General features: G+C 66.3%; 19 protein-coding genes. 12 read left to right on the forward strand and 7 right to left on the reverse strand.

What is annotated here, in order from left to right; translation table 11 throughout:
* Positions 1–405: 405 nt before the first annotated feature.
* Both OHQ90_RS20045 and OHQ90_RS20050 read right to left on the reverse strand, forming a co-directional pair.
* Positions 406–1,077: a response regulator gene (locus OHQ90_RS20045; RefSeq protein WP_328399650.1), complete on the reverse strand. Its 672-nt coding sequence runs from the start codon at positions 1,075–1,077 to the stop codon at positions 406–408.
* Positions 1,059–2,747, reverse strand: coding sequence for a sensor histidine kinase (locus OHQ90_RS20050; RefSeq protein ID WP_328399652.1), 1,689 nt, complete (start codon positions 2,745–2,747; stop codon positions 1,059–1,061). The genes OHQ90_RS20045 and OHQ90_RS20050 overlap by 19 nt, the downstream gene beginning before the upstream one ends.
* Before the next feature lie 148 nt (positions 2,748–2,895).
* Here OHQ90_RS20050 and OHQ90_RS20055 point away from each other — a divergent pair, with 148 nt between their 5' ends.
* From OHQ90_RS20055 to OHQ90_RS20065, 3 genes are read left to right on the forward strand one after another with little or no spacing between them, the layout of a single operon-like run.
* The gene (locus OHQ90_RS20055) at positions 2,896–3,702 is read left to right on the forward strand and encodes an ABC transporter ATP-binding protein (protein WP_328399654.1); all 807 of its coding nucleotides are present in this window, start codon (positions 2,896–2,898) and stop codon (positions 3,700–3,702) included.
* The gene (locus OHQ90_RS20060; protein ID WP_328399656.1) at positions 3,692–4,579 is read left to right on the forward strand and encodes an ABC transporter permease; all 888 of its coding nucleotides are present in this window, start codon (positions 3,692–3,694) and stop codon (positions 4,577–4,579) included. The genes OHQ90_RS20055 and OHQ90_RS20060 overlap by 11 nt, the downstream gene beginning before the upstream one ends.
* 2 nt (positions 4,580–4,581) lie before the next feature.
* Positions 4,582–5,634: an ABC transporter substrate-binding protein gene (locus OHQ90_RS20065; protein WP_328399658.1), complete on the forward strand. Its 1,053-nt coding sequence runs from the start codon at positions 4,582–4,584 to the stop codon at positions 5,632–5,634.
* A gap of 168 nt (positions 5,635–5,802) precedes the next feature.
* Here the strand turns inward: OHQ90_RS20065 and OHQ90_RS20070 are convergent, their stop codons facing one another.
* Entirely contained in the window at positions 5,803–6,573 is a 771-nt protein-coding gene (locus tag OHQ90_RS20070) for a siderophore-interacting protein (protein WP_328399660.1), read from the reverse strand.
* Between the two features lie 167 nt (positions 6,574–6,740).
* On the opposite strand from OHQ90_RS20070, the gene OHQ90_RS20075 reads away from it, so the two are divergent.
* From OHQ90_RS20075 to OHQ90_RS20090, 4 genes are all read left to right on the forward strand, one after another.
* The gene (locus OHQ90_RS20075) at positions 6,741–8,180 is read left to right on the forward strand and encodes an amino acid permease (RefSeq protein WP_328399662.1); all 1,440 of its coding nucleotides are present in this window, start codon (positions 6,741–6,743) and stop codon (positions 8,178–8,180) included.
* 46 nt (positions 8,181–8,226) lie between these two features.
* Positions 8,227–9,258 (forward strand): FAD-dependent oxidoreductase, encoded by a 1,032-nt coding sequence (locus OHQ90_RS20080; RefSeq protein ID WP_328399664.1) that lies wholly within the window; start codon positions 8,227–8,229, stop codon positions 9,256–9,258.
* Positions 9,259–9,414: 156 nt separating this feature from the next.
* The gene (locus OHQ90_RS20085) at positions 9,415–9,606 is read left to right on the forward strand and encodes a transposase (RefSeq protein ID WP_328399666.1); all 192 of its coding nucleotides are present in this window, start codon (positions 9,415–9,417) and stop codon (positions 9,604–9,606) included.
* Between the two features lie 125 nt (positions 9,607–9,731).
* Positions 9,732–10,079: a hypothetical protein gene (locus OHQ90_RS20090; protein ID WP_328412963.1), complete on the forward strand. Its 348-nt coding sequence runs from the start codon at positions 9,732–9,734 to the stop codon at positions 10,077–10,079.
* A gap of 43 nt (positions 10,080–10,122) precedes the next feature.
* Here the strand turns inward: OHQ90_RS20090 and OHQ90_RS20095 are convergent, their stop codons facing one another.
* Together OHQ90_RS20095 and OHQ90_RS20100 are read right to left on the reverse strand one after the other, a co-directional pair.
* On the reverse strand, positions 10,123–10,542 hold the full coding sequence (locus OHQ90_RS20095; protein WP_328399668.1) for a hypothetical protein: 420 nt from the start codon (positions 10,540–10,542) through the stop codon (positions 10,123–10,125).
* A gap of 483 nt (positions 10,543–11,025) precedes the next feature.
* Entirely contained in the window at positions 11,026–11,151 is a 126-nt protein-coding gene (locus OHQ90_RS20100) for a hypothetical protein (protein ID WP_328399670.1), read from the reverse strand.
* 290 nt (positions 11,152–11,441) lie between these two features.
* Here OHQ90_RS20100 and OHQ90_RS20105 point away from each other — a divergent pair, with 290 nt between their 5' ends.
* Positions 11,442–12,155, forward strand: coding sequence for an endonuclease/exonuclease/phosphatase family protein (locus OHQ90_RS20105; RefSeq protein ID WP_328399672.1), 714 nt, complete (start codon positions 11,442–11,444; stop codon positions 12,153–12,155).
* Here the strand turns inward: OHQ90_RS20105 and OHQ90_RS20110 are convergent.
* The gene (locus OHQ90_RS20110) at positions 12,145–12,330 is read right to left on the reverse strand and encodes a hypothetical protein (RefSeq protein WP_328399674.1); all 186 of its coding nucleotides are present in this window, start codon (positions 12,328–12,330) and stop codon (positions 12,145–12,147) included. The two genes, OHQ90_RS20105 and OHQ90_RS20110, sit on opposite strands and share 11 nt — an antisense overlap.
* Positions 12,331–12,435: 105 nt before the next feature.
* On the opposite strand from OHQ90_RS20110, the gene OHQ90_RS20115 reads away from it, so the two are divergent.
* Both OHQ90_RS20115 and OHQ90_RS20120 read left to right on the forward strand, forming a co-directional pair.
* A complete protein-coding gene (locus OHQ90_RS20115; RefSeq protein ID WP_328399676.1) occupies positions 12,436–12,645 on the forward strand; it encodes a hypothetical protein in 210 nt (69 codons plus the stop codon).
* Positions 12,642–13,406 carry a hypothetical protein gene (locus OHQ90_RS20120; RefSeq protein WP_328399678.1) on the forward strand — a complete coding sequence of 255 codons (765 nt, stop codon included), beginning with the start codon at positions 12,642–12,644 and terminating at the stop codon, positions 13,404–13,406. Before OHQ90_RS20115 ends, OHQ90_RS20120 begins: the two co-directional genes overlap by 4 nt.
* A gap of 154 nt (positions 13,407–13,560) precedes the next feature.
* Here OHQ90_RS20120 and OHQ90_RS20125 read toward each other — a convergent pair whose 3' ends face one another.
* A complete protein-coding gene (locus OHQ90_RS20125) occupies positions 13,561–14,973 on the reverse strand; it encodes an MDR family MFS transporter (protein WP_328399680.1) in 1,413 nt (470 codons plus the stop codon).
* Between the two features lie 383 nt (positions 14,974–15,356).
* Between OHQ90_RS20125 and OHQ90_RS20130 the strand changes: the two genes are divergently transcribed.
* Complete coding sequence (locus OHQ90_RS20130) at positions 15,357–18,101, forward strand: DUF6603 domain-containing protein (protein WP_328399682.1); 2,745 nt, start codon at positions 15,357–15,359, stop codon at positions 18,099–18,101.
* Entirely contained in the window at positions 18,098–20,914 is a 2,817-nt protein-coding gene (locus OHQ90_RS20135) for a hypothetical protein (RefSeq protein WP_328399684.1), read from the forward strand. Before OHQ90_RS20130 ends, OHQ90_RS20135 begins: the two co-directional genes overlap by 4 nt.
* Positions 20,915–20,919: the final 5 nt, after the last annotated feature.

Below are 20,919 nucleotides of genomic sequence, written 5' to 3' on the forward strand. Positions count from 1 at the left end.
AACCCGTCAGCAATCGACTTTCGGCGTGGCGGCTGCGAAATGCCGTGCCGGTGGGTTTTCGATAGTGGAGTCGGCACGTTGAAAGCCAACATCTCGCACCCGAGCCCGGAAAGGGAAAGCCCGGTGCGGCTCCCATAGCGCCCGGTACTGCGCGGTAAACCAGCGCTGGGCAAACCCTCGGCATCACGACGGGGTGCGGCTAGGAATTATCCGGTTCAGAGGAGCAATTCGGCGCGGGCAGATTTTACGGTCCGGTGGTCACCAGGTTGCGGTTGCTTCGTCGTTCAGGCGTTGGAGGACGTCGTCGATCCAGGCGGCGAAGCGGGTGGCGAGGTCGGTGGGAGTGGTGGGGTGGACGGTGATGTGCCCCATGCCGCGTAGATCAACCGACTCGCCAGCTCGTGGTCACCCACGCGGTGTGGCCGAATACTCCTGCTCAGGGCGCCCGGTGGTGCCGTACCGCAGACGCATCTGGACCGTACCGGCGCCGACCAGGTTGGCGAGATAGCGTTGCGCGGTGGCGCGGGAGATGCCGATGGCGGTGGCAACCTCGCCTGCGGACAACGGGGCTGTCGCTTCGAGGATCGTGTGCAGGACAAGGTCTTTGGTGGGGGAGGCGACGGTGGTTGGCAAGGCGGGTGCCGGGGCAGGGCGCAGTGCCTGGACAGCTTCCTCGATACTCGCGTTGTCGACCTGGGGTGTGGCCAGGGTGCGGCGGTAGCGGGCGTAGCCTGCCAGCCGGGCCGCGAGAACGGTATGCGGGAAAGGTTTGATGAGATAGGCGAGTGCGCCTGCGGCCAATGCGGCCCGGACGCTGACGCTTTCGGTGGCCGCTGTCAGCACCATGCTGTCGCAGTGCAGTTCACGGACCAGGTCGATGCCGGAACCGTCGGGCAGGTACACATCGACCAGCGCGAGGTCGACAGTGTGTGCGGCGAGCAGTTCCCGCGCGGTCGCCAGTGTGTTGGCGGTGCCCGCGACGGTGAAACCCGCGATGGATTCGGCGATTCCGGCGTGCAGGTTCGCCACGCGGAAATCGTCGTCGACCACCAGGACGGTCAGATTTGTTGCGGCCATGGCATCTCGCTGTCTACGAGTACTCCGGGAATTCGGGCGATGAACTCGGCGCCGAGCAGGGGCGCGTTGTCGCCGTGCGCACTGGCCAGGCGAACGTCGCCGCCGTGGGCGCGCGCGATCTGGCGGATCAAGGCGAGGCCGACGCCGCGCCCGCCGGGTACGCCGCGATCGTCGCGGGTGGAGGCGCCCTCGGTGAACAGGCTGTCGATCACGCCGGTGGCAATGCCGTCCCCACTGTCGGCGACGACGATGTGCAGCGTCGAATCCTCCTGCACCAGTTCGACTTCCACCTGTTTCATCGGGTTGTCCGACATGCGAGCCGCCTCGATCGCATTGTCGAGCAGGTTGCCGAGCACGGTCGTTACGTCGACGGGATCGGCGAGATTGCCCGCCACCCAGGTGTTCGGGCCGAGGACCAGTTCGACGCCGCTTTCGCGCGAGTGTGCGGCCTTTGCTGCGAGGAACGCCTGCAGGTATGCATCGTGAATAGCGTCGATACCCGGCGTGGCCGCACCGAGCGGGCCCGCGCCGATCAGCTCGTCGATGACATGCGAGGCCTCCTCGGTGCGCCTGCCGTGCAGTAGGCCGCTGAGCAGGTGCATCTTGTTGGAGAACTCGTGGCGTTGGGCGCGTAGCACGGTGCTCATCGACTGCACCGCATCGAGTTGGCGGGTCAGCGATTCCACATCGGTGCGGTCGCGCACGGTGAGCACCGCACCGAGATCGCGGCCGTCGCGGCTGACCGGCCGCGCCGAGACGACCACGATGTGCGAGCCGACGGTGGCCGGGGTCGGCTGCTCGTCGAGCGACCGAAACACTTCGAGAACCCTTGGGGTCAAACCGATCTCGTCGACCGGCCGACCGATGCCGGTATCGATGTCGAGCAGCCTGCGTGCCTCGTCGTTGACGAACGTCGTACGCCACGACGAGTCCACCGCGAGCACGCCCGCGCCGATGCCGTGCAACACCGCCGCCTGGCTGCGCACCAGTTCGGCGAGTTCGGCCGGTTCGAGTCCGAGCGTGAGCCCGCGCCACCTGCGGGCCAGCATGGCCGAGCCCAGGATGCCGACTATCAGCGCCGCGCCGATGAGCAGCGCGGCGGTGCGCAGATCGTCGAGTAGCTGCCCTCGGATCGCTGTGGTCGAGATACCGACACTGACCTGGCCGACCACCCGGTCGGAATCCGGCGCTACCACAGGCACTTTCGCGCGCATCGAGTCGCCGAGCGTGCCGCGCTCCTCGACGATGATTTCGCGGCCGGACAAGGCTTCCGACGGGTCGGTGCTGACATGTTCGGCCAGCCGTGCTTGGTCCGGGTGTGCCAGTCGGATACCCGCCTCGTCGGTGATCACCACGAACAGCGCGCCGGTGCGCTGGGTCGTGTCGACCGCGACCCGCTCCAACGGTCCCGCGGCGAGTTGCTGTCGCTGCTCGAGGTCGGGGGCGACGGTCCCTGCCGTGTACTGCGCGACCTCGCCGCGGACCGCGGGGTCGGCGGCCACGGTGCGTGCGATGGCGAGCGCGCGCTGGCCGTACGCATCGCGCAGTCGTTGATCGCTGACGTAGCCGAACACCGCGAATGCGACACCGAGGGTCAGGGTGACGACCACGATCTGCAGCAGCAGAACCTGGGTGCGCAACCGGACGGCCGGTGTGCCTTCATTGGCCATTTCCGCAGCATAATGCACCTCGATGCGCGTGAGCAGAATGCGCACAACCTGCGAATCGGGGAGTTTGCACCGGTTGTGCGCACAAGCTCCGATGTGTGACCCGGACCACGTAGCTTTCGCTGTACCTGATTCAGTAGGAGCAAAGAGAATGACCGAACCACTGATCGAGCTGCGGAGCGCGACGAAGCGTTTCCCCGGCACCGGCGGCGGCATCCACACCGCCGTCCGGAATCTGAATCTCACGGTGCGACCCGGCGAATTCGTCGCTGTCGTCGGGCCGACGGGGTGCGGAAAATCCACCACGCTGTCGCTGGTGTCGGGGTTGGAACCCGCCTCGGCGGGGCGGACCCTGGTGCGCGGCAAGGATGTCGACGGCATCCCCAGCGGCGTCGGCTACATGTTCCAGCAGGACGCGGTGCTGCCGTGGAAGAGCGTCCTGGACAACGTCGCGTTCGGCCCCCGGTTGCGCGGTGCCTCGAAGTCCGAGGCCCGCGAGAAGGCCGCGACCTGGGTGCGCACGGTCGGCCTGGCCGGCTTCGAGGGCTATTACCCCCACCAGCTTTCCGGTGGCATGCGCAAGCGCGTCGCGCTGGCGCAGACCCTGGTCACCGATCCCGAGATCCTGCTGATGGACGAGCCGTTCAGCGCGTTGGACGTGCAGACGCGGCAGCTGATGCAGGACGAACTGCTGCGGGTCTGGGCGGGCACCGGCGCTGCGGTCATCTTCGTCACCCACGATCTGGAGGAAGCGATCGTGCTTGCCGACCGGGTGGTCGTGATGACCGCGAGCCCGGCGACGGTCTGCGGCGACTTCACCGTGGGCCTGGAGCGCCCGCGCAGCGTCGAGGAGGTGCGGCTCACCACCGAGTTCCGCGACATCTACAAGGAAATCTGGGAAACGCTGCGCGATCAGGTCGAGGCAGCCCGAGGTAAGGGAGCCTCCCGTGTCGCATAATGTCCTGACCGAGGTGGCCGCATCGGCGCCCGAGGTCGAAATCGAAACCGAGCAGCAGATTCTCGACCGGGTGCGCGGCAACGCCCGCCGCGCGCGGCTGCGCACCTGGGGTCTGCGCGCCGCGCTCGTCGTGATCTGGCTCGGCGCGTGGGAGCTCACCGCCACGCTGTGGATCGACCCGTTCTTCTATTCGAAGCCCTCGGCGATCTGGGAACGGCTTGTCGAATGGTTCACCGAGGGAACGCAATTCGGATCTATCTGGCTGCAGATCTACACCACCGTGCAGGAGGCGGTGCTCGGCTTCGTGATCGGCACTGTCGCGGGCGTCGTGCTCGGCGTGCTGCTCGGCCGCAGCAAGTACTGGGCGGAGGTGCTCGCCCCGTTCATCAAAGCGCTCAACGCCGTTCCGCGTATCGTGCTGGCGTCGTTGTTCATCATCTGGTTCGGTCTCGGGCTCAGCTCGAAGGTCGCGACCGTGGTGGTGCTGGTGTTCTTCGCGGTCTTCTTCAACGCCTTCACCGGCGCGCGGGAAGTCGATGGCAATGTCATCAACAATGCCCGCATTCTGGGCGCGAGCCGTCGTCAGGTGCTGAGCTCGATCGTGCTGCCCAGTGCGACGACGTGGATCCTGTCGAGCCTGCACACGGCCTTCGGCTTTGCGCTGATCGGCGCGGTGGTCGGTGAATATGCCGGTTCCAGTAAGGGTTTGGGTCTGCTGATCAGCAATGCGCAGGGCACCTTCGATTCCGCGGGCATCTATGCGGGCATGATCATCATCACCGTGATCGCGCTGATCGCGGAATGGGGGATCGGTCTCGCGGAGAACCGATTGCTGAAATGGCGTCCCTCGCAGGCGACCTCGAACCACGGGATCTGACGATGAGGTATTACAAGCATCTGACGGTCGTCGTCGGGGTGATCGCGGCGCTGCTGCTGGCGACCGGCTGCCGGGACTCCCGCACCATTCCGATGGTCGATGGCCGCCCGCAGATCACCATCATGGTCGGCGGGCTGGAGAAGGTGATCTATCTGCCCGCCATGCTGACCCAGCGCCTCGGCTTCTTCGAGAAGAACGACATCGACGTGAAGCTGCTCGGCGAACAGTCCGGTGCGTCTGCGGAAACCGCGCTGCTCACCGGCGATGTGCAGGCTGTTGTCGGGTTCTACGACCACACTATCGACCTGCAGGCCAAGGAACAGTGCCTTACCTCGGTGGTGCAGTTCGCCGATGTGCCGGGTGAAGTAGAGCTGGTGTCCGCGCAGGATGCCGCGACTATCACCTCCGCGGCCGATCTGCGCGGCAAGAACCTGGGCGTGACATCGCTCGGCTCGTCGACGGACTTCCTGACCCAGGCGCTCACCGGGAAGGAGGGCATGACCACCGCCGATTACACCCGGGTGCGAGCCGGTGCGGGGCAGACGTTCATCGCGGGCATGAACCATAACGGCATCGACGCGGGTATGACCACCGATCCGACCGTCGCGCAGATGGTGAATTCGGGCGAGGCGAAGATTCTGGTGGACATGCGGACCGAGGCGGGGACCCGTGCCGCGCTCGGCGGCCTGTACCCGGCGTCGTCGCTGTACATGCGGTGCGACACCGTCGACGCGCACCCGGACATCGTGCGCAAGCTCGCGGCGGCGTTCGTGCAGACGCTGCAGTGGATCGAGACGCACACTCCGCTGGAGATCGCCGACAAGATGCCGCCGCAATACGCGTCGGCGGGCAAGGATCTCTACGTCCAGTCGATCGCTGACTCGATCGGCATGTTCAACGGCAATGGGTTGATGAAACCCGAAGGCGCCCAGAATGTCCTGAACATCCTCGGCAAGTACTCGACGAACGTGCGACCGATGCGCGACCGGATCAAGCTGTCGGACACCTACACGACACGGTTCGTGGAGGAGGCGCTGCGAACACCGCAGCAATAACGGGCGAGCCGGTGGCCGGGCCTACTGCGATCCAGTGAACCCGGCCGCCGGTGTCTCGGGCACAGGGTCCTGCGACGCTTTGGTCGTCGGTCCGGCAAGCTCGTGACCTTCGCCGATCGCGCGATGGCCCCGGCATCGAGGCCGATCAGGTGACGGGGCGCAGCTGTGTCAGCTGATCGCGCGCGCCGGTTCGGCCTGCTCCTGCGCGGCGAGGTCGGCCTTCCACGCGCGGAAGCCTTCCTCGGTGCGGCCGCGCCGCCAGTAGCCCGAGATCGAGGCCGCCCATTCGGCGGGCACATGACGTTCGCGACGGATGTAGCGGCGCAGATCGTGCATGACGGATTGGGCCTCGCCGTGGATGAAGACCTGGACCTGTCCTCCGTCCCACGGCGCGTTGCGGACCGACTCGGCGAGCAGTTCGCCCGTCGCCCTTTCGCCGCGATGCAGCCAGGTGACCTCGATGCCGTCGGGCGCGGTGAGCGGCAGCTCGTCTGCTGGTCCGGACACCTCGAGGAACGCGCGGCCGCGCGCGGCGGGGTCCATGGCTTCCAGTGCGGTGGCGATGGCGGGCAGTGCCGCCTCATCGCCCGCGAGCAGGTGCCAGTCGGCATCCGCACGTGGCGAATACGCGCCGCCAGGGCCGAAGGCGTCGATGGTCTCGCCGGGCTGGACCGTCGCCGCCCACGGGCCTGCGATGCCCTCGTCGCCGTGATAGACGAAGTCCACCGCGAGCTCGCCGGCGGCGGCGTCGACGGATCGGACGGTGTAGGTCCGCAGTACATCGATGCCGTCGCGCGGGAAAATGAACTTCACGTAGGAGTCGCTGAATTCGCTCGGCCGGAACGCGGCGAAGCCCGGTCCGCCGAAATGAACTCGGATGAGGTGAGGCGTCAGTTGTTCGGTGCGTTGTACGGTCAGTGTGGTGCGGGGTCGGGCCAAGGTAACCTCCGATAATCAACAATTAGGGTTGCCTTACTACGGTACCTGGTAGATCATCGAACCGGCGTGCCGCGCGAGGCATCCCTGATAGGTCCTCGGTCGAGACGAGCGGCGGCCGTTCCCGGTGGTGGCGCGCAGGTGATCCACTGACGGTAGCGTGACCCCTCATGACAGCCTCTGACCGTCAGCTACAAGCGGACACGGCGCCCATCGATCCGGCCGGATCGACAGCATCGAGCGGGGAAGGCTACTCGCGGGGCCTGAATCCACGCACGATTCAGATGATCGCCATCGGCGGTGCAATCGGCACCGGCCTGTTCTACGGCGCCGGTGGCGCGATCGAACAAGCCGGTCCCGCCCTGATCCTGGCCTATCTCGCCGCCGGCGTCGCCATCTTCGTCATCATGCGGGCGCTCGGTGAGCTGCTCACCTATCGGCCCGTCTCGGGCAGCTTCGCGGAGTACGCGCACGAATTCCTCGGACGTTTCGCCGGGTTCGTCACCGGGTGGACCTACTGGGCGGTGTGGGTCGCCACCTGCATGGCCGAGATCACCGTCGCAGGCAAATACGTCCAGTACTGGTTCGATATCGAACCGTGGATCACCGCACTGGTGGTGCTCGCGGTCATGTTCGCCGCGAACCTCATCTCGGTACGGCTGTTCGGTGAGGGCGAGTTCTGGTTCTCCACCATCAAGGTCACCGCGATTATCGGCATGATCTTGATCGGCATCGGAGTGCTGATTTTCGGCTTCGGGCACGCGGCCAACCCGACGGTCACCAACCTGTGGGCCGACGGCGGGGTGTTCCCGAACGGTCTGGGGCAATCGTTGCTGGTCCTGCAGATCGTGCTGTTCGCCTATGTGGGTGTGGAATTGGTCGGCGTCACCGCCGGTGAGGCGCGCGAGCCGCGCAAGACCCTGCGCAAAGCGATCAACACGCTGCCGTTCCGTATCGGCCTGTTCTACGTCGGCGCGCTGCTGGTGATCATGTCGGTGTCGAGCTGGCGCAACTTCCACGCGGGGCGCAGCCCGTTCGTCGAGGTGTTCGAGCAGATCGGCATCCCCGGCGCGGCGGGCATCATCAACTTCGTGCTGCTGACCGCGGCACTGTCCTCGTGTAACTCGGGCATCTATTCGACCGGCCGCATGCTGCGCACCCTGTCGCTGCACGGAGAAGCACCGGCCGCGCTCGGCAAGCTCAGTTCGCGCTCGGTGCCGTTCGCGGGCATCGCCGCCTCGGCCGCGGCGATGGTCATCGGCGTGATCGTCAACATCGTCTCGCCGGACAAAGCCTTCACCTATATCACCTCGGTCAGCACCATCGGCATCATCTTCGTCTGGAGCATGATCTTGGTCTGCCACCTGATCTACCGCGCCAAGGTGGCGCGCGGCGAGCTGCCCGCCAGTGACTACCGGCTACCCGCCGCGCCCTACACGACGGTGCTCGCGCTCGCGTTCCTCGGACTCGTGGTCGTGCTGCTGTTCTGCACCGAAAGCGGTCGCACCGCGGTCGTCGTAGGTGCAGTCTGGGCGGTGCTGGTGTGCGCGGGATACGTGGTGCTGGACAGGCTCGGAAAGCGCGCCGTCGTACCCGAACCCGTCGAGTAACTCGCGCGCCCCGGCCGAGGCGGTAGACAACGATCGAGGAGCGCTCATGGTCACGATCATCGGCGGCGGCATCGCCGGGACAGTGCTCGCCGGAGCCCTTGCGCGGGACGGGGTTTCGGTGACGGTGTACGAGCGGCGCGCAGCCGTCGAGGAGGGTGCGTTCCTCGTCCTCGACGGCCGCGCGCACGACACGCTCGGCGAGCTCGGGGTATCGGTCGCGAACCTGCATGCCGTGTCGCACGCGGTGGATGGACTCGCGGTGCACGAGGCGGGCGGCCGGGACCGGACCATTCCCGGCGACGGTCGCCGCATGTACTTCCGCTCGGACCTGATGCGGGTGCTCACCGATTTCGCCCGCGCGACCCCCGCGGACATTCGATACGACTGTCCGGTCACCGATTTCGACGCGGGCACGGTACGAATACGGGGTGAGTCGTTACCGATCGTTGGTCCGTTGATCGCCGCGGACGGAATCGACTCGATGGTCCGTGCGCGGCTGGAACCCGCCCGCCCCGCGATCTACGCCCATCAGGTGGTGGTCTACGGCGTCACCGACGGCCCGCTGACACCGCCGAGCGAGAAGTCGCTGCTGCACTTCCAGATCCACCGCATCGGCGACGGCCAGCCGACCGACGCCTTCGGGCATCTCTGGAACGACGACACCGCGGCCTGGTTCGCCCGCATCACCCGCCCGCCGATCCCCTTCCAGGACATCGGCTTCCACCCCGTCCACGAATGGGCCGACGCCGTCCGCGCCGTCGCACCCGACATCCCCGACCTGGTCGACGCGATGCTCGACGACACCGGTACCGTCCACGTCTCGAACGCCCGCAACGTCCCGCTGGCCGGTGCCCGTCCACCTCGCGACGACGTAATCCTCTGCGGCGACGCCGATCACGCCATCACCCCGGCGGCCGGCGTCGGCGCCCGCGACGCCATTCAAGACGCTTTCGCCCTCCACCATGCCATCTCCACCGGCGCATCACTACCCGCCGCCATGACCGCCCGCCGCAACCACATCGCCACCGAGCGCGCCAACGCCGCCCAATTCCGACCCAGCCCGCCGAGTACACGGTGACCGCCTTAGGTTGTGTGTCGAAATGAGGTGAGAGGGAGCACCGCTGCGCGGTGTCCCCCAGCAGGCTTCTGAAAGCTGTTGTCTGCGTTGGCAGATGGGTGAGGTCTCCGATAGGTGGTTTACGACCGAGAAAACCGAGACCTGACCGGAGACCTCGTGACCAGCGTAGCGGCGGCGGGGCGGGCGGATCTGACCGATGCCCAGTGGGCGCGGCTGGAGCCGTTGCCGCCTCGCGGCAAGGCGGGCCGTCCGCCGGTGTGGACAAAACGGCAGCTCATCGACGGGATCCGGTGGCGGACGCGGGTCGGAAGCCCGTGGCGTGATGTGCCATCACAGTACGGATCCTGATCGGCGGTGTACGGGTTGTTCCGGTGCTGGCGGCAGGGCGGCGTGTGGCTGGTGATCTGGAAGTTGTTGCAGGTCTTCGCCGATGCGGCGAGTGCGATCGTGTGGCAGGTGTGGACTCGACGATCATGTGGGCCCATTCCCACGCTGCCGGTGCGCGCCGCAGCGGTGCAGGTCAGGCTGAACCACCGGGTGGTTGTGGTAGGCCGGAGCCTGCCGATCATGGTTTGGGGCGGTCGCGGGGTGGCTGGACGACGAAGCTGCATCTGGCGTGTGAGCAGGTCTGCCGGGTGCTGGCAATGCTGATCACCGCTGGCCGGGTGGGTGACAGTCCACAGTTCACGACCGTGCTCGACGGGATCGAGGTTGCCGAGCTCGCGGGCGGGCGGCCGCGCGTACGACCAGATCGGGTGCTCGCCGACAACGCGCTACCTGGCCACAATCCACATCGCCGCGAATGGCTTCGACACGAGTGAGGGCAAGCAACCAGGCCCGCCCTCACCTACTTCGACACACGCCCTAGGTCAGCGATTCTGCATAAACCCGAGCATCAATGGCTTCCAGGGTGGCGATCTCAGCGTCGTCAATTGCCATCAAGGCATAGTCGATCGAAGCCGAGGCATAGCCCTCCGCGTCATCGGCTCGGCGATTTGCGACTTTCACGTCGTGAGCGTCTTTCTTGGCCGCAATAGTGTTCTTGATTTTCTCGACCCGTTTGTTATGCTCCGCCTGGAGTGTTCCCCAGTCGGAATCGGCGACAGCCTTCCTCGCTGCGATATTCGCCTTGAAATTATCCTGCCTGATTTTGGCCTCCGCTTTGGCGGAGTTGATAACGGCATCCACTTTCTTCCCTTTTTCTTTCTGAGCCGCCGCTATCTCTTTCTGCGCGTTCTCTGCACGGTCTTTAAGTTCTTGCACCTTTTCCGAACTCTTCGTCACGATTCTCTCCTTTCATTTTTCTAATTTATCCACAAATGCTATTATAGCTCGTGGTGCTCTTGAGCGACAAGATGAGACGAATGTGTACCTCGAATCCCGTATGCCGCCTGGCAAGGGAAAGGAAAATTGAAATTGATGACGGTCCAGCCGGCGTGGCGTGGCATCGTGTCTGGCGTATTTCGTTGTGGCGCAGTGCATTCATGTCGCAGCCGACCTATGGGCGACTTGCCGAGTCGGTGGTTGCCCAGGCTGCGGAGATAGCCGTGTTGAAGGCTCGGATCGTTGGGCGGGACACGCGTATCGCGGAGCTGGAACGCCGGCGGGTATGAACTCGAAGAATTCGTCGAAGCCGCTGGGGAGCGAGGGTTGTGCAGGCCGTCGCCGAAGTCGCTGCGTCAACGGTCGGGCCGCAAGCGCGGTGGCCAACCTGGCCTTGTGGCCGCAGCCTGCGGCAGGGAGCTGGACCGGGCCGGCCTCAGGGATTCACCGAAATTGGTGGCAGCACAGGATGTTGGTGTCGTGATCGACGACATCGTGGGTCTTGCTGATAAACGCGATATCGACCCATTCCCGCACCATGATGCGGGCGACGTAGCCACCGACCGTCAACCAGTAGAATCGACCCCCAAAGAGGAATCATCCACGGCATACGAACGGTCTGAAGCGGCTGGCAGGTGGCCCCACAACAACCCCTGAAGATTCAACCGGCACTGTTGGGTTCAGTCTCGTGTGGGGTCGAGGGCGGCGGCGAGCCCTTCTCGGGTGTTGATTCCGGTTTTCTGGGTGTCACTCGACGCAGCGGAGCCTGCGGTGTCGAAGCGGCGGATAGTCCGACGACCTTCGGCAGCACCGAGGTGTTGCGTAGTGCGGGTGCGGCCGAGTCATTACCATCGCGACTTATGACTACCGTGGCCACCTGGAATGTTCTGCATCGCGTGCATGCGGAGAACTGGGGAGCCGAGGTCATCGACCGCTGGCCGGATGAGACCGCAAGGATTGCCGCGGTCACGGCGCTGGTGGCGGCACGGGACGAGCACGTCATCGCGTTACAAGAGGTCAGTGGGGATCAACTGGCGAGCTTGCGGGATGCATTGCCGAACAGGGCAATTCACGCTTTGCGGTATCCGCGGGTTCCGGTGCCGCGGCACGGCGTGAGTTCATTGCACGACCGTGGCGAGTATCTGGTGCTGCTGGTCGACGGCGCAGGCCAGGAGGTCACCGCAGAGCCGTTCGAGAACGATCCCGGCAATGGCACGCTGGCAGTCCGCACAGCCGGATTGCTGGTCATCGCCACCCACGTCAGCGGGGATCGGCGCAGCACCTGGCAACTGGCGCGCTTGGCCGAATTGGCCGCCGCCGCACCGGGGTCGGCAGTCGTGCTGCTCGGAGACTTCAATATCGACCGAGCCGCTGTGCAGTCGGGGCTCGGCCCCGGCTTCGTCATCGCGGACCTCCCGCCGGACTCCCTCCCGACCCGTCCGCGAACCTCGGGCCCGAAATCGCAGTTCATCGACCACATCGTGGTGCACGACGCCGTTGTAGGCGACGCGGCGGTCGACGACGTCGACGGTCTGTCGGACCACAACCTCGTACACGCCGCAGTCACTGTCTGAAGGCTGCTTTTCGGCTATCCGGTGCCGGCTGGGACTTCGGATCTGCCGACTCCGGGCCGTCGTTCGACGAGACGGCTATGGCCATGCAGGCAGCACCGTCAACCAGGTGCTCGCTCGACCCGAGTTCCCGCAACGGCGCGCCCGCATTGCGTCGGAGCTGATCGCTGATGATCATGGAGGGAAGCATGGTGAGCTGTAGTCCCGGCCGCGTCGGTAACCATCGGGACGAGCGGCCTGCGATCGCGATCCGCCGCAACTCCACTGTCGTATGGAGGTAGGGATGACTACGAAGACGCTGGCCGAGTTGGTGCCCGGCGACCTGCCCTCCGGTATCGCCGCGCTGCCGCAGGACGTGCAGACCGAACTCGTGGCCGTGGTGGACCAGGCTCGGCGCAAACAGGGCGAGGATCTCGGCGCCGCGGCGATGTCACTGCTGGACTTCATGCCGCGTTTGCTGCGCGCGGCGGTCAAGAAGGCGGCCGGACTGTGAGCGGCACCGATACGACGGTGAACGTCCAGTTGATCAAACTTGCCCGGACACTCGGTATCCCCGTCGATCAGCTCACCTCCCTCGCCGACGTGTCCGTTTCGGATCTGCGTGATTTCCGATTCCAGATCGGCGACCTGTTCTTCGAGGGCCAATCCGAAGGCCTGCGTCGGGTCGTTGCCGCGAGCAAGGTCATCCCCAACCCGATCATTGCAAAATTGGTGACCCGCAACCACAACGCGCTGTTCGCCGCGAAGACATCGGAAGTGCTCGAGGTGTCGAACGCCGTGGACGTCGCCAAACGCCTGCCCGCCGACTTCCTGGCCGACGTCGCGGCGCACCTCGATGCCCGCCGATCAGCACCCATGATTGCCGGGTTGCCTGCGGCGACCGTGGTCGCCGTCGCCGAAGTGCTTGCCGCCCGACAGGATTGGATCACTCTCGGCGATCTGGTTGCCACCATCTCCGACGACGCCGCGCGGGCAACCGAGGCGGCACTCGACGGTGTCGCACTGGTCCGTGCGGCCTACTGGGTCGACGACGCTCGGCACCTGGAACGCTTCGTCGACCTGGCCTCCGCCGCGAAGCTCACCGAAATGCTTCGTGCCGCCGCCGAACACGACCTGTGGTCGGAGTACCGCCCGACCCTCGACGCACTGTCGGAATCCGCCGTCGAGGCGGTACGCACTGCAGCAGAGCAGCTGCCGTCGGATCTGCGTGTCCGGGCGCTGGCCGAGATCGCGGATCGGTGTGCCGTTTCGTAGCAGGGTGTCATCCTGTGCCGATCGGTTTCATCGTTTGCGACAAAAGTCGCTACAATGGCGGTAAATGGACCTCAATTGAAAATGTCTGCTTCCACCAGAGGTTTCGTCGCTGGGTAATCGCATCCGGGTACACCACGCCTGATCGAGACCACGGTTACGCGGGGTTCGTGCCCCGGCTCGGCATCATCGCGGACGCGACCACCATGACCAGAGCCATCACCGCGACCGTCACGAACACCAGATGCACGGCGGAGGACAGCGTCGCGGGGGCGGGGTGGTCGGTGTCGCCGATGCGAGCGTTCACGATCGCGCCGAACACCGCGACGCCCACCGCACTGCCGATGGACCGCGCGAACATATTCGTCGAGGTGACAACGCCGCGTTCGGTCCACTCTGCGCTGGTCTGCGCCGCGATCAGGGTGGGGGTGGCGACCAAGCCCATGCCGATGCCGATGACGAAACACGACGCCGCGACCTGAATCAGTGTGGAGTTCTCGTCGATCAGCAGCGTCGACGCGGCGCCGAGGGTGGCCAGGGTGCTGCCGATCAATGCGGTGAAGCGGAAGCCGATGCGCAGGTACACCTTTCCGGCCTGCGATGCTGCCAGTGGCCAGCCGAGGGTCAGCGCGCCGACCGTCAGACCGGCGACGAGGGCGCCGGTGCCGAGCACGCCCTGGGTGAAAGTCGGCACGTAGGAGGTCATTCCGAGCAGGATGGCGCCGACCAGCAGGGACACCAGGCTGCTCGCAACGATCACCCGTCGGGTGAATATCCACAGCGGCAGGATCGGGTTCTCGGCACGCCGCTCGACAAGGGCGAACAGCGCCAGCACCAACGCGCCGCCTGCGAAGATGGCGATGCTGGCCGGTGCGGACCAGGCCCAGGCCTGACCGCCCTCGAGAAGTCCGAGGATGAGCGCCCCCGCGCCGACGGTGAGCAGAGCGGCTCCGAGATAGTCGACGCGCTGTTTGCGGCGCGGCGTGCTCTCGGCGAAGCTGCGCAGCAGCATCCACGCGGCCAGCGCCGACAGCGGCAGGTTGACCAGGAAGATCCAGCGCCAGTTGACGTACTCGGCGAACACCCCGCCCAACAGCGGGCCCAGGACCGACGACATCGCCCACACGCTGGCCAGATAACCCTGCACCTTGGCCCGCTCGGAGAGCGTGTACAGGTCGCCGGCGATCGTCATGGTCATGGGCTGGATGGCTCCCGCACCGATGCCCTGCACGGCACGGAAGACGATCAGACCGAGCATGCTCGTCGCGAGTCCGCACAGCAGCGAACCTAGTGCGAACACCGCGATCCCGAACAGGATCACCGGTTTCCGCCCGACAGTGTCAGCTAGTTTTCCGTATACGGGGACCGTAACCGCTTGCGCGAGTAGGTAAATCGAGAACAGCCAAGGGAACTGGTTGAAGCCACCGAGGTTGCTGGTGATGGTGAGCACCGCGGTGGCGATGATCGTCGAATCCAGCGCGACCAGCGCCGTCGCCAGCATCAGCGCACCGAGAATCGGGCCACGCTCGGATCGGAAGCCGACAGATGACTCCACTGTCTCGGTCGCCACCGGGCGGCCCCTCTCGTTCGTTCGACTAACCATCTCGGTCGAACGTATCGCGGGCTCAGCTATTCCCGCACGGAAATATTTCCTGCTGTGGCGAACTCGGCAGCGGTCTTCCGCGCAGTCGACTACCTGGCGACCGCCGGATTGTTGCTTGCACTCGGTCATCTGCGACGGGAAGTCAGGTGTGCATCGTCCCGGCGGTGATCGCAGCCGCTTGCCCGGGTGCGGGGGAGGGGGGCACTGCGGCGCGCCGACTCCGCGTGTCCCGAGGCGAGGTCCCCGCGAGCTTTCGAGTAGTCGCTACTCGTGTTCGGTCCGCGTGCGCGCAATAGCTTGGGGATGGCTGATCGGTAGCTCCGATCGGTAGATGCGGTGAGGAGGCTGCCATGGACCCCGAGGAACTGTTGGCGAAAGTCGCGGAGCTGCTGTGGGGGCTGGCGCGGGGGGCGGTGACCTCACTCGCCGACGCTCTCGACTTGCCGGTGCTCGCCGGGGAGACCGACCCCGCGCTGAGTGGCAAGTTACTCGAGCCGCTGGCGAACCTGCCCGATCAGCACAGTCTGTTGAAGCTGGTGCACGACCTGGTCGGCAATATCAGCGACGCCGGCTCACCGCTGCGTGCACATGGCTGGAAGCGGTCCGACGGGACTCGCGGGCTCGCCTTCGTACTCACCAAGAACGGCTCTCGTGGGGTGCTCGCGGTGTCCCCGGGCCCGGTCATCGATCTTGTCGTCACCCCCAACGCGGTACTCGACCATTCGGTGGTCGGTGCCGAGTGGGATCTAACCGTGTCGGTCCGGACCGAGAACGCGTGGACCGCGACGTTCACCCAGGGCGGCGCGGCGGCGGCGCCCGCGGGCACCGTCGCCATCACTGTCGGCAAGAAAGCACTTGCTGTTGTTGGACCGGGCGGACTCGGGATCTCGACGCAGCGCGTCGCGGCAACCTTGGCCGCATCCCCGACCACCCCGGCGCATGTCGACATCAGTGTCGAAAAGTTCTCGGCCAGACTGCTACCCGCGATCCTGGCCGGGTTGCTGGGCGGCAGCGGCGCGGAGACCTCACCGACCGATCTCGTCCTGGAGATGAGCCGGACCGAAGGTCTGCGCTTCGCGGAAGGTCGCGTGCGCGTCGAGCGCAGGATCAACCTCCAGCTGCCGGGCATCTCGGTGCGCAATTTCGCGGTCGAACTCGGGATGGTGGACGGCAAGTTCGTGCTGCGGCCGAGCGTTTCGGTGTTGGCGAAGCCGCCCGCGCTGCCGATGAGCGCGAGCCTGGACGAGGTGGGTATCGGCATTCCGATCCTCCTGCCCGACCGGATCGGCATCGGAACCGACATCCTGGCTGACCTCCCGGCCGGCATGGGCGTCGACATGTTGCTCGGACCGGTATCCGGCGGCGGCTTCTTCAAGAAGCGCGGCCCGGACGCCTATGCGGGCGGACTCGACGTCACTCTCGGCGTACTGCATGTGACGGCCTTCGGGTTGCTGCAACTACCGGGAAACAACAACAATCCGCCGCTGTCGTTGCTCGTCCTGCTGGGCGCCGAATTCCCTTACCCTGGTATCCAGTTGGGTTTCGGCTTCGCGATCGACGCGGTCGGCGGACTGGTCGGCATCAACCGACGCGCCGACACCGATCATCTGCGCGGACTGGTCAGCGAGGGCAATGCCGATCGAATCCTCTTCCCCGGCAATGCGATTGCCCGAGCAGACGAGATCGTCGGCTCGCTGGAATCCTGCTTCCCGGTCGCTCCCGGGCGATTCATTGTCGGCCCGATGGTCCGGATCAATTGGGGCGGTCGCATGGTCAGCGTCGCCGTCGCGGTGATACTCGAACTGCCGGACCCGGGTCGGGCGCTGCTGCTCGGGCGAGCGCTGATCGCGCTGCCGGATCCGGCGGTGCCGCTGATCCGTTTGCAGGCCGGCGTGTACGGCAAGATCGTCCCCGCGGTTCCGGAGGTCGAGATCCAGGTCTCGCTCGCCGGGTCCTGGATCGTCGGGATTCCGGTGACCGGTGACATCTATCTGCTGTTCCGCGGCGGCGACAACGCGGTATTCGTCTTGTCCGCGGGCGGTTTCCACCCCAAATACACCCGCCCACCCGGCGTCCCGCAGCTGGCTCGGCTGTCGATGGACCTCGGCGGCGGCGTGCTGGGGCTCCGCGCGGAGTCCTACCTGGCCCTGACGTCCAACTCGCTGCAGTTCGGCGCGCAACTCCACCTCGACGCGACGGTCGCCGAGTGTGGGCTGGAGGGCTGGCTCGGCCTCGACGCGCTGTTCGTGTGGGAGCCGACCCTGGCATTCCAGGCGCATGTCTACGCGGGTGTCGCGGTCCTCGCGTTCGGTGAGCGACTGGCCGGCATCGGGTTGGACTTCACGCTGGAGGGCCCGGCGCCGTGGCATGCCTACGGCAAGGGCAGCATCGAGGTGCTGTTCTGGGAGGTGTCGCTCGATTTCGATGTCCGGTGGGGCGATCCGGCGCCGCTCGCGCAATCGACCGAGGACATCTTCGACCATGTCGCCAAGGCGGTCGGCCAACGGGACGCGTGGGCGGTGGAGCGGCGGGCCGCGCAACGCGCGGGCATCAAGTTCACCGAGACAGCGAAGCAGGACCTCGCGAAAGGGGTCGTCGCGCAGGCTGATTCGTCATTGCAGGTCAGTCAGTCGGTCGTGCCGCTCGGCATCGCGATCAATCGATTCCACCGACGCGGCGTGCCCACGCAGACCTGGCAGATCACCTCGGCTCATCTCGATCCCGAGATAGAGCTGCCGCGGACCATTCCCGTTCCCGAGCAGTTCGTGCCCGGCGAGTACTTCGCGATGAGCGATGACGAACAACTCGGCCGTGGCGCGTTCGAGCAGCACACCGGCGGTTTCGCGCTCTCGAACACCGCTGCTGTCAAGCCCGGGCCTGCGCATGTGATGGACGACAGATACGAGACCGGCTACAAGGTGGAACCCGGTTGGTTCCCCGCCCCGCCCGCACCACGAATCATCCTGCGCCTGCGCGGCAACTTCCTCGCGGAGACTTTCGCGCGCACGATCACCGCCGCCGAACGGGTGGACCGGTGGCGGCTCGCGCAGCGCCCGTTCGAGAATCTGGTTCCCAAGGTGGTGATGAACCGATGAGTCGTCGTTGGTTCGTATCGACAGTCGAGATCGGCGCGGCCGCTGTCGCGCGGACGACGAAGAATGCGCGGCCGAGCTTCACTCCGACGGTCGATGTAAGCCGGTCGGTCAAGGATCAGCCGCCGGAGCAGCCACGCACGTTCCCGGGCCCCGCCCTGCAATTACTCGGCCCCGGCGACACAGTGGGATTCGAGCCGTCGATGGTGGTCCGACGTGAGCCGCCGCCCGGCGCACTAGACGGCGCCGCCGACTATCTCGCGCTGATCGAATTCGCCGACGCGACACTGCCCTGGCTGTTCAGCATTCCGGGACCGGTGAAAATGCCCTGGCTGGCGCTGCTCGTGCTGGCCGCCGAGGAAGGACGGCCCGCGCAGAGCAGTCCGCTGTGGTCGGTCAACGTGCCCGCCTCCGCACTGCCCGACCTCGCCGATGCCGCCTCTTGGGTGCATGTCGAGGCGCGCGTGGAAGGCGACGGACCGCCCAACGACGCCGTCGACCGGGACTATCGAACCGGGCTCGACACCGTCATCTCCCGGCTGATCTGCCCGCGACGGCTCGCGGCAGGCAAGAATTGGATCGCGTGCGTGGTGCCGACCACGAAAGCCGGTCGCGCCGCGGGGTTGGGCATGGAGGTCCCCGCCGACGGCGCGGCACAGGCCTGGTCGCCAGGGCAGCAAGGCGGGGTCGAGCTACCGGTCTATGACTGGTGGGAATTCAGTACGGGGGAGGAGGGCACCTTCGAGGACCTGGCCAGAAAGATCGATCCGGTCGTCGCGTCGACATTGCCCGGCTTCGGGTCCCGCCCGATCGACGTGCACCAGCCGTGGCCGCACGAGCAGCCCCCGGCGGGCGCACCCGCCGAGGTCGCCGTGAAGGTGCAAGGCGCGCTGCGTCTTCCGGGATCGGAGACACACCACGAACAGTGGTCCGATCCAGCGAGCATGCAGCGCTACCGAGACCTCATCAAGGAGCGGGTCGACGCGCCCGCAGGCCGCAAAGGCCGGGTCGGAGTGCCCCCCGACCGTGACGAAAAGGCCGTCGCGCCACCGCTGTACGGCAGCCACCACACCGGGGATCAGACATTGCCTGCCACCGGTTGGGTGCGCACGCTGAACACTCAGGTGCAGTTCCGCGTCGCGGCTGCGCTCGGTGCGCGCTACGTCCAGCTGGAACAGGAATTCCTGATGGCACGGGCCTGGGAACAGGTCGGCGCCGTCAACGAGGCGAATCGGCTGCTCGCGGCCACCGAATTGGCCGAGCAGACCGGCACGGGCGCGCAAGGCAAACACCTCGCGACGATGGCGCCCGCGCCATTCACCGGCCTTGCCGACATGCTGCGCACAAAAGTCCGAGTGGCCGAACAGGGTTCGCTCGAGCAGGTGCTCGCCGATTCGGCGGTCCCCAACGGCTCCGGATCCACCGCGTTCGTCCGGCTCACCCGCCCACACGGCGCGTTGGCACGACGCTGCGCACGTGCCGCGGGGTCCTCCGCAGCGGAAATGCCGACAGGCTCGGTCCTCACCACCGCGGCAGGCGGCACCGAGGTGGTGCCCGCCAAACCGGCGCTGTGGTTCGCCGCCATCTCCGACGCGGTCGGGCCGATGGCGGCGACGAGCGTCGCGCGCGACCCGTCCTCGTTGTTCGCCGCACAGACCTTGGTCGGCCTGGTCGGCGCCCAACAGGAATCGTTCACCGCCCGTGCGGCATTCGGCGGTGCGGACGCCGCGCGGCAACTCGCTGACGTCGGCACCTCGATGTCGGAGACGATGGCGGGCGGCGCACTCCCGGTGCCGCGTCCGATGCAGTTGCGCGGCCTGCGTCGATCGGTGCTCGCCGAGAGCCTGGCGACCCAGACGCCCACCGAATTCCGGGTGAGCATGGGTATCGAGGCGATCGCGAGCAGTGTGCGGACGGTCATCCGGCCGCTGCCGCTGCAGCTCGAGCGGATGAAAGAGATCATCCCGACGGCGTCGGTCGCGGCCCGCGCGGACACCGATCGGAGACCGCTGCGCCAGATCATGGCGCACCCCGAATTCGGATTCCCCATTGCCGCGGAGATTCTCGCTCGCTGGCCCGAGTGGGCCGTCCCGGGAATCACCACCTTCCCCGACAACAGCGCGACCCTGCTGGAAATCAACTCGGGGTTCGTCGAAGCACTACTCGTCGGCCTCAACCAGGAGTTCAATCGAGAGCTGCGCTGGCGCGAATTCCCGACCGACGAAGCGGGAACACCGTTTTCCCGCTTCTGGCCCCCCGGCGGTGTGCAACCCCAGTACGGCGAAATCGCGCTGTGGGACCCCAACGTCCCGCTCGGTGAACACAGTGCCGAAGGTGCGAAGGATTTGCTGGTACTCCTGGTGCGCGGCGAAGTGCTGCGGCGCTACCCCGGCACAGTGGTGCTTGCCGCGAAGTCGGTGGAAAAGAAGGTCGAAAGCGACCAGGTGCAATGGCAGGAGCCGAAGTTCGTGCTGCCGGTGGACGAGCGGACGAACCTGTACTGCTTCGACCTCGACGAGCCGACCGTCCGCGCCCAGAAATGGATGTTCGTGGTGCGCGAACCGATGCGCGGCGCGCAGTTCGGATTTGATCAGTCCTCGACCAACCCGTACCAGCACTGGTATGACCTCGGCTGGCCAGAGGTGCCGCTCACCAACGGCTTTGTGCGGCGGCTCGGCGGCGGGGCGCCACCCACGCCGCAGCAGCCGGATCCCGCGACCTGGCAGAGTGCGGACCCCGCCGACTTCGCCCGGATCATCTTCCAACGGCCATTCCAGCTGGCCTTCTCGCCGAACACGATGCTCGGCCCGGTGTGACACGA

The organism is Nocardia sp. NBC_00403 (assembly GCF_036046055.1).
Classification (GTDB): Bacteria; Actinomycetota; Actinomycetes; order Mycobacteriales; family Mycobacteriaceae; genus Nocardia.